Annotated in this window: 13 protein-coding genes; 6 read left to right on the forward strand and 7 right to left on the reverse strand. The window is 44.6% G+C overall.

The annotated features are described in order from the left end of the window. Nucleotides 1-7: 7 nt before the first annotated feature. A complete protein-coding gene (locus J8Z23_RS23375) occupies nt 8-985 on the reverse strand; it encodes a hypothetical protein (RefSeq protein WP_395202943.1) in 978 nt (325 codons plus the stop codon). A 447-nt stretch (nt 986-1432) separates the two neighbouring features. On the opposite strand from J8Z23_RS23375, the gene J8Z23_RS23380 reads away from it, so the two are divergent. After that, nucleotides 1433-3859, forward strand: coding sequence for a M9 family metallopeptidase (locus J8Z23_RS23380; protein ID WP_395187300.1), 2427 nt, complete (start codon nt 1433-1435; stop codon nt 3857-3859). Nucleotides 3860-4143: 284 nt separating this feature from the next. Beyond that, the gene (locus J8Z23_RS23385) at nt 4144-4374 is read left to right on the forward strand and encodes a PAS factor family protein (RefSeq protein WP_005375384.1); all 231 of its coding nucleotides are present in this window, start codon (nt 4144-4146) and stop codon (nt 4372-4374) included. A 77-nt stretch (nt 4375-4451) separates the two neighbouring features. Here J8Z23_RS23385 and J8Z23_RS23390 read toward each other — a convergent pair whose 3' ends face one another. Both J8Z23_RS23390 and J8Z23_RS23395 read right to left on the reverse strand, forming a co-directional pair. Further along, entirely contained in the window at nt 4452-4829 is a 378-nt protein-coding gene (locus J8Z23_RS23390; protein WP_053809605.1) for a carboxymuconolactone decarboxylase family protein, read from the reverse strand. Nucleotides 4830-4887: 58 nt separating this feature from the next. Further along, the gene (locus J8Z23_RS23395; RefSeq protein ID WP_005392533.1) at nt 4888-5244 is read right to left on the reverse strand and encodes a MerR family transcriptional regulator; all 357 of its coding nucleotides are present in this window, start codon (nt 5242-5244) and stop codon (nt 4888-4890) included. 518 nt (nt 5245-5762) lie between these two features. Between J8Z23_RS23395 and J8Z23_RS23400 the strand changes: the two genes are divergently transcribed. Beyond that, nucleotides 5763-7112, forward strand: a complete 1350-nt coding sequence (locus tag J8Z23_RS23400) for an alpha-amylase family protein (RefSeq protein WP_301659270.1) — start codon at nt 5763-5765, stop codon at nt 7110-7112. Between the two features lie 108 nt (nt 7113-7220). Here the strand turns inward: J8Z23_RS23400 and J8Z23_RS23405 are convergent, their stop codons facing one another. Further along, nucleotides 7221-7514, reverse strand: coding sequence for an ArsR/SmtB family transcription factor (locus tag J8Z23_RS23405; RefSeq protein WP_005375388.1), 294 nt, complete (start codon nt 7512-7514; stop codon nt 7221-7223). A 245-nt stretch (nt 7515-7759) separates the two neighbouring features. On the opposite strand from J8Z23_RS23405, the gene J8Z23_RS23410 reads away from it, so the two are divergent. Beyond that, nucleotides 7760-8053 (forward strand): hypothetical protein, encoded by a 294-nt coding sequence (locus J8Z23_RS23410; RefSeq protein WP_005392536.1) that lies wholly within the window; start codon nt 7760-7762, stop codon nt 8051-8053. 99 nt (nt 8054-8152) lie between these two features. On the opposite strand, the gene J8Z23_RS23415 is transcribed toward J8Z23_RS23410, so the two are convergent. The 3 genes from J8Z23_RS23415 to J8Z23_RS23425 form a co-directional block, all read right to left on the reverse strand. Continuing rightward, nucleotides 8153-10111 carry a monovalent cation:proton antiporter-2 (CPA2) family protein gene (locus tag J8Z23_RS23415; RefSeq protein ID WP_301659269.1) on the reverse strand — a complete coding sequence of 653 codons (1959 nt, stop codon included), beginning with the start codon at nt 10109-10111 and terminating at the stop codon, nt 8153-8155. Then, nucleotides 10108-10725, reverse strand: a complete 618-nt coding sequence (locus J8Z23_RS23420) for an NAD(P)H-dependent oxidoreductase (RefSeq protein ID WP_005392538.1) — start codon at nt 10723-10725, stop codon at nt 10108-10110. The genes J8Z23_RS23415 and J8Z23_RS23420 overlap by 4 nt, the downstream gene beginning before the upstream one ends. Before the next feature lie 167 nt (nt 10726-10892). Next, complete coding sequence (locus tag J8Z23_RS23425) at nt 10893-11318, reverse strand: universal stress protein (protein WP_005392539.1); 426 nt, start codon at nt 11316-11318, stop codon at nt 10893-10895. Between the two features lie 392 nt (nt 11319-11710). Between J8Z23_RS23425 and J8Z23_RS23430 the strand changes: the two genes are divergently transcribed. Together J8Z23_RS23430 and J8Z23_RS23435 are read left to right on the forward strand one after the other, a co-directional pair. Continuing rightward, nucleotides 11711-13282: an ATP-binding cassette domain-containing protein gene (locus J8Z23_RS23430; protein ID WP_434635481.1), complete on the forward strand. Its 1572-nt coding sequence runs from the start codon at nt 11711-11713 to the stop codon at nt 13280-13282. A gap of 206 nt (nt 13283-13488) precedes the next feature. Then, the gene (locus J8Z23_RS23435; protein ID WP_434635482.1) at nt 13489-15648 is read left to right on the forward strand and encodes a prolyl oligopeptidase family serine peptidase; all 2160 of its coding nucleotides are present in this window, start codon (nt 13489-13491) and stop codon (nt 15646-15648) included. The last annotated feature ends 351 nt before the right edge of the window (nt 15649-15999 follow it).

Consider the following 15999-nt stretch of genomic DNA (forward strand, 5'->3'; position numbering starts at 1 on the left):
CTTGCGTTTATTGAGCCGTAATCATTACAAACCGTTCATTTTGGCCCCATCTTGGTTCCGCATTCATTAGGCTGAGATCCAACGCCGTTTGGTATGGGTCAACAGCAAAATGGTCGCTTACTAAACCCCAGAGCATCCAGTTGATTGCGATTTCATTCTCGGTAAGCTCTTCGAGTGGCGCTTGGAGGAAAAAGTACTCATCTTCACCATCGTAACCGAGCCGATCATAGATAATGTTGCGTAGCTCTCGATCCAAATCATGTTGGAGGTTGATTGAGTCGTACAGTTGCTCTTCTGTTGGGCCATTCTCATGGTGATAAACATTGCGTTTTGACTCTTTGCGTAAAGTACCTGAGCCAGTTTCAATGCTTACTTTCTTTTGCGAGTGTTGCTCAAGAACTTGAATGATTTCATCCTCTAGTTGATCGAGTTTACTCAGCAAAACTTGATTGTTTATGTCACCAGCGGGGGAGGCCATCGTTTGGAAGGCTTTCACTCTCTCGTAGACTGCTTTCCCGTGAGGAAGCGCTGCAAAGCACTGTTCTCGGAGCGCGTCATTGGCTTGCCAAATGCCCGAGTAGAGCTCGTAATCATGTGGATATGGTGGAAGATCTTCAGTATCTTCCCCTAATAATTCTCGCCAGCGCTTTTGCCACTGTTCTTCTTTTGAGTGTTTTACACGAGCGTATTGCTTAACCCAGCGGTTACGAAGTTTTACCCCAAAAATCGCAAGTCCCCATGGAGCGAGCAAATAAAAATAATAGTGAGAAGAGTTATCCCAAAAGTAACCGTAAACGTAAACACCAAAAGCAAGCACCCAAGTTCCAATAGTACAAGCAATAATCCCGGACATTATTGATGACTGGCGCTTTGTTTCTCTTAATGTATTACCTTCAGCACATAACCAAAAAATGCCGCCAAAAACAAAGGCAAACGTTGTCATGAAGTAGGCAAGCGCCGCTCCCAAAAATCCCCAAAGTGACATGTATTATCCCTAGCCAAATATCTGCTTATTTACTCATCAATGATTCGAGGAGTAAATGTGTTTGATTTGGCGGAGAATTTACCATTAATGCCAACCTTTTGATATGCACTCGATGACTTATTGGGAATGAGTCACAAATAAAAATAGATGGTATCAAGCATCAAAATTTAATTTAGAACCTTTGATTGTCGTGAACTCTATCTGGAAGAGTTAAGGGTGGAGTTTAAGGGCAATTTTCCTCATAAAGTCGTTATTTAGAAAAAGGTAAATTAATGTTTTTATTGATAATTGTGAGAAATCTTGGGTTGGGATTGATCCCATAAATTTAGAGTAAAAAGCCTATTTTTGGGAGCGATTTCATAAATTTTATGATACTGATTTCACTGTTTGAGCTGTAAAGAATATAAACCCCCACTCAATGTATGTTAATAATCAATGAGTGTTGTTATGTCTCATATCCGTTTTTTCCCGCGCCATCGTTTGGCGCTTGCTTGTATGCTAGCGAGTGTGTCTAGCTTCTCTTTTGCACAAAACCAGTGCGCTGTTGCTGATTTACAACAATCGAGAGACTTGGCTGCTGCCGTTTCTGGTGCTGAGTATGATTGCTACCACGCTTGGTTTTCAGCTCCTTCCGCAACGCTGAACGATATTTACAGCGAAGCGAGCTTAAGCCGTATCCAAGTCGCGTTGGATCAAGAAATTGCCCGCTATCGTGGAGAAGCAGAGCAAGCTCGTGTTCTAGAAAATCTGGGCGAGTTTATTCGTGCTGCATACTACGTTCGTTACAATGCTGGCACAGGTACACCTGAGTTTTCAGAAGCGTTGAGTCAGCGTTTTGCTCAGTCGACGAACCTATTCCTTAACAACCCTCATGCTTTGGATCAAGGCCGTGAACAAGTTGGCGCAATGAAGAGCTTGACTTTGATGGTTGATAACGTGAAGCAGTTGCCGCTGACCATGGATAGCATGATGGCCGCGTTGATGCACTTTAACCGTGAAACCGCGCAGGACACGCAATGGGTCGATGGTTTAAACAACCTGTTCCGTTCTATGGCAGGTCATGTAGCAAACGATGAGTTCTACCGCTACATGGCAAACAATACTCACCATATTGATACATTAGCGAGATTCGCATCTGATAACGCTTGGGCATTGGATACGGATGCGAGCTTTATTGTTTTCAATGCATTACGTGAAACTGGTCGTTTGCTTGCGAGCCCAGATCAGGAGACCAAACGCAAAGCCTTGGCTGTGATGCAACAAGTGATGCAGCGTTACCCACTGGGTAGTGAGCATGACAAACTGTGGCTTGCTGCCGTAGAGATGATGAGCTACTACGCACCTGAAGGTTTAAACGGTCTGGACCTAGATCAAGCGAAGCAAGATCTAGCAGCGCGCGTGATGCCAAATCGTTTTGAGTGTCAGGGACCTGCCATCATTCGCTCTGAAGATCTGACCGATGCTCAAGCTGCGAAAGCGTGTGAAGTACTGGCTGCGAAAGAAGCCGACTTCCATCAAGTGGCGAATACGGGCAATCAACCTGTCGCTGATGACTTAAATGACCGTGTTGAGGTGGCGGTGTTTGCTAGTAACGACAGCTACGTTGATTATTCTTCGTTCCTGTTTGGTAATACAACGGACAACGGTGGTCAGTACCTTGAAGGGAATCCATCAAAAGCGGACAATACCGCCCGTTTCGTGGCTTATCGCTATGCGAATGGCGAAGATTTATCGATTTTGAATCTAGAGCATGAGTACACGCACTATTTGGACGCGCGATTTAACCAGTACGGCTCATTCAGTGATAACTTAGCCCACGGTCATATCGTGTGGTGGCTGGAAGGTTTTGCTGAATACATGCATTACAAACAAGGCTACCAAGCTGCGATCGAACTGATTGCAGGCGGTAAATTGAGCCTTTCAACTGTGTTTGATACCACATATTCTCACGATACTAATCGTATCTATCGTTGGGGTTACTTGGCCGTTCGATTCATGTTAGAAAATCATCCGCAAGACGTAGAAAGCTTGTTGGCGTTGTCGCGCACTGGTCAGTTTGAACAGTGGGCGCAACAGGTGACGACATTAGGTCAACAATATGACGCAGAGTTTGAACGCTGGTTGGATACGTTAGAAGTGGAGCCAGAGCAACCAGTTACTGACCCAGAAGAGCCAATAGAACCAACAGAACCTGAAGCACAAGTGACCGAATTGACGGCGAACCAAAGCCTTCAACTCAGTGGCGAAGCATACAGTGAAAAACTGTTCTACGTTGACGTACCAGCCAACACCGTTCGCTTTAATGTATCTATTGAAGGTGCGGGGGATGCGGATCTTTACATGAGCTACAACAAAGTTGCGCATTACTACGACTTTGAAATGAGCCAGTATGGCGATGGCAGCAATGAAGAGATTGTATTTGAGCCAGAGCAGGATGGTTACGTGAAAGCAGGTCGTTACTACATCAGTTTAACCGGCCGTGATAACTATGACTCAGTGAATCTTGTGGCTGCTTTAGACGTTGAAGCGCAAACACCGCCAACACAAGTGCAAGACGATTTGGCACCAGTGGTATTAGAGTCTGGTGAAGCAAAAATGCTGACCGTTCACAAGCAGCGTTATGCGGCAGTGTATGTACCTGAAGGTGTTGAAGAGGTTCGTGTGTGGCTAACGGCCCACTCTCAAACTGGTAATGTCGATCTATATGCCAGCAGAGAGCATTGGCCTACGGTTGAGCAACACGAGTACGTCTCCAACTATGCAGGTAGCAACGAATACCTTGCGATTCCTGTTACTGAAGCGGGCTATGTGCACTTCTCTCTTCAAGCACCAGAACAAGGTGATGACGTTGAAATGTTAGTGCACTTCAACTAAAACATGCTCGATTAGCTGAAATTGAGATAAAAACGTCGCTCATAGAGCGGCGTTTTTGTTTGTATCGGACGCTATTGTGATCAAACAGCGGCGAATGCTAGTTAATCGGCTGATTTATCGAGTTATCCTTTGCTCTTTTTCTAAACGGCTTTAGGTTTGTATTACAATTTACCGTGCACATAAACTTTTTTAGCGACGCGTTCTGTGACCTAGCTTCTGATTTGTGCTTTCCAAACGGATACAATATATATGCACCCCGTGCAATAAAGTGAAAAGGGAAAGACATGAAAACGCTTATTTATGAAACGTTGATTAGCCTTGCTAACCAAGAACCAGAACAACATGCAAGAATCCGACAAAATCTATATGAACAGTTGGATCTGCCGTTCGATAAGCAGCTGGCTTTGTATTCTTGTGCCCTTGGTCCTGCAAGTTCAGGCAAGTTGGAGAGTAGTCAAGGCATTAACAACGCGGTAGATTGCGCGGTTAAACTGCTTGAAACCCCTGAGCGCTAATTCACTCGTTGTTTAAATCACGGCCCGATCCCCAAGGGCCGTTTTTAATTGCCTTTAAATTGATTTCAACGTCGTGATTACTCTGCTCTTTCCGCCAGCACTTCTTTGAAGGCAAACATGCCGTTTAATGCCGCTGGAAACCCTGCGTAGACGGACATCTGTAAGATGACTTCTTTAATTTCAGCCTCGCTGCAGCCTACATTCAGTGCTGCATTGAGATGTACTTTCAGTTGTGGCGAACAATTCCCCATTGCCGTTAGCGCGGCGACGGTTGCGATTTCTCTCGATTTTAGGTCTAAGCCTGGACGAGCATAAATATCGCCAAACGGATACTCAATGGTGTACTGAGCTAAATCTGGGCAAATATCTTGTAAGCTTTCGATGACGTTATGACCAGCGTCGCCATCAATGTGAGAGAGTAGTTCTAATCCTTTGTTAAAGCGTGATTGTTCCATTGATATGTTCCTAGTGAATAAATGCAAACATACCTTAATCCTTAGAGTTAACTCTAAGTCAACGAACTTTTCCGCTTTTATACAAGGCAATTTTTTCTTCTAGAGCCGTTAAGTGCTTTTGCTGCTGTTCAATGTGGAGCTTGAGGTTTTCTTGGTGTTGCTCTAGCAAGGCTTGGCGTTGTCGTACAGACTCTGAGCCGACTTCCCTTAATTTTGCATATTCCAGAATCTCTTCAAGCGGCATTGCAGTTTCTTTTAATCGCTTTACGAAGCTAATCCAGCTTAGATCTTTCGCACTATACACTCGATGCCCACTCGCGTTTCTATGGACATGTTTAAGTAAGCCAATTTTTTCATAGTATCGAAGTGTATGAGCAGACAAGCCGACGAGGCTAGAAAACTCTTTGATATTCATGATTACCCTCCAAGGTAATTCATACCAATAGGCATAAGCTAAGTTCCGCATTTTGAAGTCATTTCGGGATAGATACAAACGGTAATCTTCCATGTTTTAAGGTGGGATACGCAGAAGGGGGCTGTTTTGAATACGCGCCAAACGTGATCCACCTGCCAGTTTCACTTTATTAAAAATTAGTTACTCAATAGAGTGGTTTGGCTGTTTTTAGTCTTTGGCCTCCTTTAGGGCGTACCCGGGCATTTTCTTTTATATATTTTGAATGCAATTTTTTGCAATACAAAACAATGATTTAGTTTGTTTTATGTGCGGTGTGCTTGAATGTCATCTACTCGTTTACGTCCAGAACCGTTTCTACTTGGGCAATGGAGGAGTCACTACGCCTTCATTTTCAGCCTTGAGTTAGGGCGAAAAGGGTGAGGGCGTCTGATGAATAGCTCTTATAATTTCGACTATTGAATTCACTCACAAAAAAATGCAAACAAGTAATCGTGAGTGAAAACGAGTAGGAGAACAACATGAGTGGCTCACAGGAAATACAATCATTCGGTGCGAATGTTATCTTACATGCGTTTGATTGGAAGTATGCTGACATTGCCCAACGAGCAAAAGAAATCCACGAGCTAGGTTACGGCTCCGTGTTGGTTTCGCCACCAATGAAAAGCGCCCACGATGATCGCTGGTGGCAGCGCTATCAACCTCAAGATTACCGTGTCATCGACAATGCGTTGGGTGATACCAAAGACTTTATCCGTATGGTTCGTGAACTGGAGCAAGTTGGCGTGTGGGTTTACGCTGACGTGGTGTTTAACCATATGGCAAATGAGGCCCACTTTCGCCGAGACCTCCAATACCCAAGGCAAGAGGTCCTGGAGGAATACCAACAAAACAAACAGAAATATCAGTCGCTAACGTTATTTGGCGACTTATCTCAACCGCTTTTTGATGAAGAGGACTTTGTTGAAGCGTTCGGTATTAAAGACTGGAAAGATAAATGGCAGGTACAAAATGGACGCATCACAGGTGGACCAACCGATCCTGGCTTGCCAACCCTCCGTGTTTGTGACCATGTCGTTGAGCAGCAACGCGCTTACCTAAAAGCACTGAAAGCCATTGGTGTGAAAGGTTTTCGTATTGATGCCGCGAAACACATGACGCTAGAGCACCTTAAACGTGTTTGGACAGACGACATCACGCGCGATGTGCATATATTTGGCGAAATTATTACCGATGGCGGTGCGACGGAAGAAGAGTATCAGTTGTTTCTTGAGCCGTATTTACAGGAAACTCGCTTAGGCGCTTACGATTTCCCGTTGTTCTCGACCATTTTTAAGGCGTTTGCTAAAAAGGGCAGTTTCAAGTCGTTGATTGACCCATACTGTTTCGGTCAGGCCCTTTCGCCTGGTCGCGCCATTACATTTGTTGTCACGCATGACATTCCTAACAATGACGTTTTTCTTGATCTGATCATGGATGAGGAAAACGAATGGTTAGCTTATGCCTACATTCTAGGCCGCGATGGTGGTGTGCCATTGGTTTATACCGACTTAAACACGAGCGGTATTACAGATAAAAATGGCAAACCAAGATGGCAAGGCGCATGGAACGATCCGCGAATGGCGAAAATGATCCAGTTCCATAATATGACGCATGGCGAGTCGATGAGTGTTCTTGAAGGTAACGATGATATGCTGGTATTTAAGCGAGGGAGCAAAGGCATTGTCGTGCTTAATAAATCGCAGCGTCAGCAGTCTTTGGCATTGAAAATGGATGGCGACTGGGTGGATTTGATGACGGATCAGGACGTTCCATCTGACGGTAAGTTAATTGTGCCACCTAAAGCCTCAATGTTGCTCGTCGAAAACTAAAAAATAAAACACCGAGCTTAGCGAGCTCGGTGTTTATGTTTGTCGGCGGTCATTCAAGAACGGGTAAAGTCTAATGTAAAACCGAAGTCTTTCGCCTCTGCTATGAGGTTATGAGCACTCATTAACGCAACATTCAGCCTTTAAAAAGCCGATCACATCATCTAAACATTGGTACTCTGCAACGCAAAAAAGGGTTCGCCCCTCACGACGTTGGGTGAGAAGCCCGGCTGAGGCTAGACTAGAAATATGATGAGAGAGAGTGGATGCAGGAATGCCAAGCTTTTCTTGTACGCCGCCTACCGCGATACCTTTGTATCCCGCTTTGACAACTTCTTTGTAAATACTTAAACGAGTAGGATGACCTAACTCTTTTAGTGCTTTAGCGACGGCTTCAAGCTCCATACTGACCTCTAAAGAATGACTACAGTAAATTTGTTTCGATAATAGGGAAAGTCTCGGTAAATGCCAACTCTTGTGATCTAGGAACGATTTAAATCAGATGAGATTCATACCGGCTCATACCAGCACAACAATAATTGTCTACTCCAATGAGACAGATCAATCTTCATTATTATTTCACCCCACGTTCAAACTCCCTCGTCTACACTCATGGGTGAGTTGTCAGTTGGCAGACCAAGGAGGCGGCCATGATTGCGGTTCATAGAGATTATTGTTTGTCTAACAGTTCAGATTTACATGCTCACGTTAAAGTTAACCCTGTCGGTAAATTAGAAGTTGAGATTGTAGAACTTCAAGAGCGCCATACCACAGAGTTTGATGATTTGTCTTTTGAGAGCCGTGGGTGTGAAACTCGAATCTGTGGTAAAGAAGACACAACTCCGTGGCAGTTCAATCTTGCAGTTACTGATGCGTTAGAGCTTTCTCACTTAGTGGAAGAAGCAAACGAAGAGTATGAGATTTTAATGAATGATCTTATGTAATCTCGTGAGAAGATCATTTTATCCTGCACGGCATGTGACTCGGTACTGAAAAAGAAAAACCTCCCAAACGGGAGGTTTTTAATATTGAGCAAGTTACCGTCAGAGCGGTTCTTCTCTCGGCGGTGTTAGTTCTTGAACGTTATCTTCATTGAAGTCATCGGCGTAACCTTTCGGCGGTGGCGTCCAACCACGTTCTGAGCGCGAGAGTTTGTCATGGCGATCTTTTTGCATCTCTTCCGCCATTTTTTCCTCTAACTGAATAAACAGTTGTCGGAAATTGTTGTCATAACGTTCGCCTCCAGAATCATCTTCCCAAGCTTTGTAGAGTATCTCGGACTTGCGTGCTTCAACACGCTTGTATGTCGCTTTTTGCTGCTCAACAAAGAAGGGATGAATACCGAGTGCTTTCATCGTGTGACCACCCATCTCCAATGCGGAATGGTAGGTTTCCGATTCAATAATATCAGCCCCAGCTTGACGCAAAAGATAGCCGTGACCACGGTCAAAGGCGCGTGCGATCACCGTTACTTTGGGGTACGTGTGTTTGACGTACTTCACCAGTTCCACACTCGATTCTTGGTTATCAATTGCGACGACCAACGCAGCCGCATGCTCGATGCCTGCAGTGTGCAGCATATCTGGTCGAGTCGCATCGCCAAAATAAGCACGAGTGCCAATCTGGCGCATGTTATCAACTTGGTTGGCTTGGTGATCGAGCACCACTGTTGTTACACCATTAGAAACAAGCAAGCGGTTAACAATCTGACCAAAACGGCCGATACCAGCGATGATTACTGTGCCTTTTTCTTCAATCGTATCGCTTTCCCTTTCGTTTGATTGAGTTTCAAAACGCGGCAGTATTAATTTGTCAAATAGAATGAACAAACCTGGTGTTAAGAACATTGAGATAGCAACAACCAGCGCAAGCGTTTGCGAGAGTTCAAACGGAATGACGTGGTTTTGCACAGAGAAGCTTAGCAACACAAAACCAAATTCACCCGCTTGAGCCAAGCTTAAGGTAAACAGCCAGCGGTTGCTGCCTTTCACTCTAAATATCAGCGCGAGAATAAATAGCACCAAGGCTTTCAATACCATCACGCCAATGGTCAGTGCCATGATCAACCAGAAGTCACCAAATAGAACTGAGAAATTGATCCCAGCTCCGACGGTGATGAAGAACAGACCCAGCAACAACCCTTTAAATGGTTCGATATTGGACTCTAACTCGTGGCGAAATTCGCTGTTCGCCAATACAACGCCAGCCAAGAAAGTTCCTAACGCAGGAGATAAGCCAACCAAACTCATCAGTGCTGCGATGCCGATCACCAGCATCAATGCGGTGGCGGTAAAAATCTCACGCAGCCCAGAGCTAGCAACATAGCTCAGCAGAGGTCGACTTAAAAAGTGACCACCAACGACAACAATCGCTATCGATGCTGTGATGACTATTCCGTACGCCCAGCCCGGTAAATCGGCCACGAGGTTTAAATCGTCATGATGCTGCGCGGCCGTTTGAACAGCATTTTGTGCTTGTTCGACTAACTCCGGCAGGGCCAGCAATGGAATAAAGGCCAACATCGGGATAACAGCGATATCTTGGAAAAGCAAAACAGAGAACGCGTTTTGTCCGCCTTCTGTCTTCGTTAACCCTTTTTCGCTAAAAGTTTGCAAAACAATCGCGGTAGAAGAAAGGGCGAAAATCAAACCGATGGCTAAGGCAATAGTCCAAGGCTGCTCAAAGTACAGGGCAATACCCATAATCGCCGCGATGGTACCGCCAACTTGAAGACCGCCTAAGCCCATTAAACGATTTCGCATTGACCAGAGCATTTTAGGCTCTAGCTCTAACCCCACTAGGAATAGCATCATCACCACGCCAAATTCGGCAAAGTGCTGAATTGTCGTTGTTTCCTCACCGACTAAACCGATAATTGGACCAATTACCACACCAGCGATGAGGTAACCTAAAACGGAACCGAGCCCTAAACGCTTGGCAAGTGGTACCGCAATCACAGCGGCAATCAAATACACGAAGGCTTGTAAGAATATCCCTGTCATGAAGCCTCCTTGATGAGCTTCGGAAGTGCGCTGTTGAGTTTGATTAATGACGCAGCTGCTTCAACATCCAGTCTATCTTCGACTAATGCTGTTAGCAGGCTTTTGTACCGTTCGACATGACGGGGAATTCGTCCTTCTTCTTCGGCTGTACGTGCGCCGAACAAAGCAAGAGGCGCAATGTAGTGCATACCCGTGAGCGCTGACATTTGCTCGATAGGAGCGAGCAGTTCCCGAATCGTAAAATGGTTGTAGCCTTCGGCTTTATAGGCTTCTTCCTTGCCGCCGGCCGAAAGCACGCACAGCATGGTTTTACCTTGTAGTTCGGTTCCTTCAGTGCCGTAAGCAAAGCCATACTCCAAAACCAGATCTTGCCACTCTTTTAAAATTGCTGGGGTTGAATACCAATATAGTGGGAATTGAAAAACCACTACATCATGCTCACGCAAGCGTTGTTGTTCACGGTCGATATTGATATCGAAACGAGGGTATTCACCATAGAGATCAACACATGTCACGCCTTCAATTTTTTGAGCTTCTTTGAAAAGTGGAGTATTCACTTCTGAACGATGCTGGGAAGGATGAGCAAAGAGAATTAATACTTTTTTATTCGCCATAAGGATCCTTGCTATCTAAATAACCATGCCCGGTAGGAGCGCAGGTTGGTTAGAAAATGTAACTCATAAATGGCCGTCAAGCTAGCTTGGAAAAGTGCTTAAGCTGTTTCAATATCAATAAAAAACCACCAAATAAGTTGGTGGTTTTGGCAAGCGTCAAATTCTAATTAATCATGAATAGGAACGACTAAAATATCGACTGGTGACTTGTTGATAAGATGTCTTGAGTAGGAAATGATTTTGCTCCAGAAATCTTGATGATGGCCACAAATCAGCAAGTCCACTTCTTGCTCTTTGATGGTAATTTCGAGCTTATCGGCTAAATCACCAGTACCCACGAAGAAGTGTTTGAGTGGATAATCCATGTACTCACTGAATGTTCTCAAACATTCCATAGAGTGCTCATTCAGCGGCCTTTGGTCTGGGTTCTCTTTAATGTCTACGAGCTCACGATAAATTTCCCCGTGAGTTCCATCAATATGGATGAATGAAATATCGGAGTCGAGATAGTTAGCCATCGCTACGGCTCTGTCGATCAGAACAGTGCTCTCATCGGACAGTTCGAGTGCAACAAGGATATGTTTGTATTTCATTACCACGCCCTTATGTGGATTAGCTTTACTGTAAGCATAGTATGGCTTGGGCAAAATTTGTGTAGATAAGATCTCGAAATCGTTCAAAGTTTTGATAAATAATGCTGCTTGCTTTTTAGTCAGAAAACCCGCTAAACTTCGCAAATCATTTCTCTAGGAGATTACGCCAACATGAAGAACTAAACCTGTTATCCATATTTTTTACTTATTTTTTGGATCTGCAGGGTTAGTAGGCGTAGCTCACTTTCCGATATTTCTTTGCAACAAGACGACTTTTTGATTTGACGTTTATCGTCGAGCTTTACATAGAGCTTAATGCGTTTGTGCACGCGTTTTGTTGCAATCTCAAATCATAGCTACGGCTGTTGTCCCTGTCATACAGGAGGCAAATTATGCCAGTTTTACAAGCTTTTAATGTTAGCAATCAGTTTGATAATGGCGAGACGCTATTCCAGTCTATTTCTTGTTCCATGACTAAACGACGTGTTGGTTTGGTTGGGCGCAATGGCATCGGTAAGTCGCTTTTGGCTTCCATTTTGGCGGGAGAAACTCAGCCTGCCAGCGGTGTTGTGACTTCTCCCTCTTCTTTCATGATGTATCGCCAGCAGCCGTCTGATCTGCTTTCAGGTCAGCAATCGATCGCCCAGTTTCTGGGAACAGACTCGGTCTTGCATGCTTTAAAGCAGATTGAACAAGGTGATGTTTCTGAGCATTGGTTCGAACTGGTTGGCGAACAGTGGGATATTGAACTGAAACTCAAACAGCAGCTTGCTGCGATGGGCTTGCCGCAAGACCCTGATTTCTCTTGTGCTCGGCTCAGTGGTGGTCAGTTGGCATGTTTGCAGTTATGGCAGTTGTTTGAAAACGAAACGGAGCTTTTGATTCTCGATGAGCCATCCAATCACCTCGATACCGAGGCGAAACAATGGTTGATAGAGTCTATGAGGCATTTCGGTGGCGCGATTTTACTCATCAGTCACGATCGCGAGCTGCTGCGAGAGATGGAGGAAATTTGGGAACTATCGGGCCTAGGCTTACAAGTTTTTGGTGGAAATTACGATGTGTATGCCGAGCAAAAACGCACTGAGCTACAAGCGGTCGAAAGGCAGTTAGCGCAGGTCGATAAACAGAAAAAACGGTTAGCTGAGCAAGCCCAGAAAAATCGCGAAAAAGCAGACCAACGCGCCGCGCAAGGGAACAAACTGCGCAAAGACGGCAGTCAGCCCAAAATTTTGCTTGATGGCAAAAAGGATAGCGCGACCGCCAGCGCCTCAAATCGCAATAAGAATGAGCAACTCAGACAAGTGCATTTACAAGCCAAAGAGCGGGCGTTGCAATCGCGACATGAGCAGCTCAAAGCGCAAAAGCTTTATCTTGCAGATAATCCGAACCGTTCGAGAAAAGTGTTGTCGATACAAGAAGGTATATTGCCTTTTGGGGATTCTACCCCTATCACTTTGCAGATTTTTGCGAACGATAAAGTCCATCTCAAAGGGAAAAATGGATGCGGAAAGTCAACCTTGTTAAAGACGTTGCTTGGCGAGTTGTCGTTGCTGAGTGGTGAGCTGCAAGTGAATACTCCCTTGTATTATCTCGACCAACACTTTGGCGCAGTGAATCCAAATCTTTCGTTACTTGAGAACGTAATCGAGACCTGCCAAGAGATGACGGAAAGTGAAGCGAGAACCTTACTGGCGGGGATCGGTTTTCGTCGAGACGCTGTGTTTCGGTTGGGATGCGTACTAAGCGGTGGCGAGAAGATGAAGCTCGCAATGCTGATCGTCAGCCATCAACACTCCCAGCCTTTGCTGCTGCTTGATGAGCCAGATAACCATCTCGATCTCGATTCAAAAATAATGCTTAGTCAGGCGTTAAATGCATACAAAGGTGGATTTGTTCTGATTAGTCACGACCAAGATTTCGCTTCTGAGTCTGGGGTTTTGCGTCAAATCGAACTGAATTAAACGAAAGAGAGTAAACGCCATCGTAGCTCTTCAGCGTTGTTCCTAAGCTCTACACTTCCACTTACCGATATGTAGAATTCGCAGGAAATGAGGGAGTTAGGATGGCTTTCACAACTCGTTTAATGAAATTAGATTCATTTTGTCGATATATAGTAGAGTTCTGATGTATTGCACAAAAAGACAACAGAAAAATAAAAAGGAATTTCATGAAAAAGAACACCCTAGCATTAGCAACGGCTCTCGCACTCGGAAGTGTGTTGTCTGTGGCGCATGCAAATGAAGCGGCGCAGTCGTCGGTTGAACAGGTAAATCCGAAAGCCGTCACGTACCCAACCACACAAAAAGTGGATGTTGTCGATGACTACTTTGGTACAAAAGTGAGTGATCCTTATCGCTGGTTGGAAGACGATCTCAGCCCAGAAACCGCAGAATGGGTGAAGGCACAAAATGCAGTGACGTTTGATTATCTGTCGAAAATCCCTTACCGCAAGCAGATTGAAGAGCGCATTACTAAGCTCATGGATTACGAAAAACAAAGCCAACCGTTCAAAGAGGGTAAATTCACTTACTTCTACAAAAATGACGGGTTACAAAACCAAGACGTGCTTTATCGGCAGCTAGGTGATGGTGAAGCAGAAATTTTTCTCGATCCAAATACTTTTAGTGAAGATGGCACCACATCGTTAGCGGGAGTGAGCTTTTCACGAGATGGATCTTTAGTTGCATACAGCATTTCGGAAGGCGGTAGCGATTGGCGAAAAGTCATAGTTCTAGAGACAGAAACCAAAAAGCCCGTCGGCGAAACGCTGGTGGATATTAAGTTCAGCGGCATCAGTTGGCTCGGCAATCAAGGCTTCTATTACTCAAGTTATGACAAGCCAAAGGGGAGTGAACTTTCCGCGAAGACGGATCAACACAAGCTCTACTTTCATAAGCTTGGGACGAAACAAAGTGAAGACCAGCTGATTTTCGGCAGCTTTGAGGAAGAGAAATACCGTTATGTTGGCGGCTATACGTCGGAAGATGAACGCTACTTGTTTATCTCAGCCAGCATATCGACATCGGGTAACAAACTGTTCTTTAAAGATCTGAGTAAGCCAAACAGCCCGCTTAAAACCATTTTAGATAACACCAGTTCTGATACTTGGGTAATAGACAACCAAGGCACGAAACTGTACTTGGTTACGAACCTTAATGCGCCGAACAAACGCGTCGTGACGGTGGATGCGAGTCAGCCGCAGCCCAAAAACTGGAAAGATTTGATCCCTGAAACAAAGAACGTGTTACGTGTTTCTACCGCGGGTGGCAATTTGTTTGCGAGCTATATTGTTGATGCGATCTCGATGGTGAAGCAATACGACATGAACGGCAAACTCATCCGTGAAATCAAGCTGCCTGATATTGGTAGTGCGTACGGTTTTTCAGGTAAAAAAGAAGAAACCGAAGTCTACTATTCTTTCACCAACTACAAGATGCCAAGCACTACGTATCGCCTGAACATCAAAGATGGTGATAGCGAGGTGTACTACAAATCTAAAGCGCCATTTGATCCAGCTTTGTATGAATCTCGTCAGGTGTTTTACACCTCAAAAGACGGAACAAAAGTGCCGATGATCATCACCTATAAAAAAGGGACACCGATGGACGGCAGTGCACCAACCATCCTATATGGTTATGGTGGTTTCAACATTAGCCTCACACCATCTTTTAGCCCGACACGTGCAGCTTGGCTTGAGCTTGGTGGTGTTTACGCGGTAGCGAACATTCGTGGCGGTGGGGAGTATGGTAAAGAGTGGCACAACGCTGGCATTCAAATGCAAAAGCAAAATGTGTTTGATGACTTTATTGCGGCGGCTGAATTTCTAATTGATGAAAAGGTAACGTCATCAAACAAGTTAGCCATTAACGGTGGATCGAATGGTGGCTTGTTAGTGGGGGCTGTTATGACGCAACGTCCAGAGTTGTTTAAAGTGGCGCTGCCAGCAGTCGGCGTACTGGATATGCTGCGTTATCATACTTTTACCGCAGGTGCTGGTTGGGCGTATGACTACGGTACGGCAGAGCAAAGTAAAGAGATGTTCCAATATCTGAAAGGTTATTCGCCAGTGCACAATGTAAAAGCGGGGGTGGAATACCCAGCGACATTGATTACAACGGGTGATCATGATGATCGTGTTGTTCCTGCTCACTCTTACAAATTTGCTGCTGAGTTGCAGTCAAAACAGGCGGGTTCAAATCCGACCTTGATTCGCATCGAAACCAATGCAGGACATGGTGCTGGCACACCAACGCGTAAAATAATTGAGACAAATGCAGATATTTATAGCTTTGCACTGTTCAATATGGGGATAGAGAAACTGCAATAGTGCGAATCGTTTGCGTTTTTAGTTAACGAAATGCATTGGTGCTTTTGCACTCGAAAATAAAAGGGAATCACAGAGTGTGATTTCCTTTCAATTTATTGTGGAGTAACTATTCTAAATTGACCGCAAGGCTAATTAAATTAAGGTATTTGCAATTTATTACAACTATCTTCTTTACCTGAAGAGTAATATACGATAAAAATAAAACTTGATCGCGATCACCTAACACCATTGCACTCCTCATTTATATGGTAAAATTAATTAATCATTTGTCCTAATGATAATTTAATTTTTATAAGTTTTAATATTCCCTTCTTCGTAAAGCTTACCAAATTTCAAGTTATATAAGATATA

Origin of the sequence: Vibrio sp. SCSIO 43086 (assembly GCF_051132235.1) — a bacterium.
GTDB lineage: Bacteria > Pseudomonadota > Gammaproteobacteria > Enterobacterales > Vibrionaceae > Vibrio > Vibrio diabolicus.

Excerpts from the sequence above, each read along its gene's own strand:
- J8Z23_RS23375 (WP_395202943.1), bottom strand. The coding sequence starts at position 985 with ATGTCACTTTGGGGATTTTTGGGAGCGGCGCTTGCCTACTTCATGACA.
- J8Z23_RS23380 (WP_395187300.1), top strand. The coding sequence starts at position 1,433 with ATGTCTCATATCCGTTTTTTCCCGCGCCATCGTTTGGCGCTTGCTTGT.
- J8Z23_RS23385 (WP_005375384.1), top strand. The coding sequence starts at position 4,144 with ATGAAAACGCTTATTTATGAAACGTTGATTAGCCTTGCTAACCAAGAA.
- J8Z23_RS23390 (WP_053809605.1), bottom strand. The coding sequence starts at position 4,829 with ATGGAACAATCACGCTTTAACAAAGGATTAGAACTACTCTCTCACATT.
- J8Z23_RS23395 (WP_005392533.1), bottom strand. The coding sequence starts at position 5,244 with ATGAATATCAAAGAGTTTTCTAGCCTCGTCGGCTTGTCTGCTCATACA.
- J8Z23_RS23400 (WP_301659270.1), top strand. The coding sequence starts at position 5,763 with ATGAGTGGCTCACAGGAAATACAATCATTCGGTGCGAATGTTATCTTA.
- J8Z23_RS23405 (WP_005375388.1), bottom strand. The coding sequence starts at position 7,514 with ATGGAGCTTGAAGCCGTCGCTAAAGCACTAAAAGAGTTAGGTCATCCT.
- J8Z23_RS23410 (WP_005392536.1), top strand. The coding sequence starts at position 7,760 with ATGATTGCGGTTCATAGAGATTATTGTTTGTCTAACAGTTCAGATTTA.
- J8Z23_RS23415 (WP_301659269.1), bottom strand. The coding sequence starts at position 10,111 with ATGACAGGGATATTCTTACAAGCCTTCGTGTATTTGATTGCCGCTGTG.
- J8Z23_RS23420 (WP_005392538.1), bottom strand. The coding sequence starts at position 10,725 with ATGGCGAATAAAAAAGTATTAATTCTCTTTGCTCATCCTTCCCAGCAT.
- J8Z23_RS23425 (WP_005392539.1), bottom strand. The coding sequence starts at position 11,318 with ATGAAATACAAACATATCCTTGTTGCACTCGAACTGTCCGATGAGAGC.
- J8Z23_RS23430 (WP_434635481.1), top strand. The coding sequence starts at position 11,711 with ATGCCAGTTTTACAAGCTTTTAATGTTAGCAATCAGTTTGATAATGGC.
- J8Z23_RS23435 (WP_434635482.1), top strand. The coding sequence starts at position 13,489 with ATGAAAAAGAACACCCTAGCATTAGCAACGGCTCTCGCACTCGGAAGT.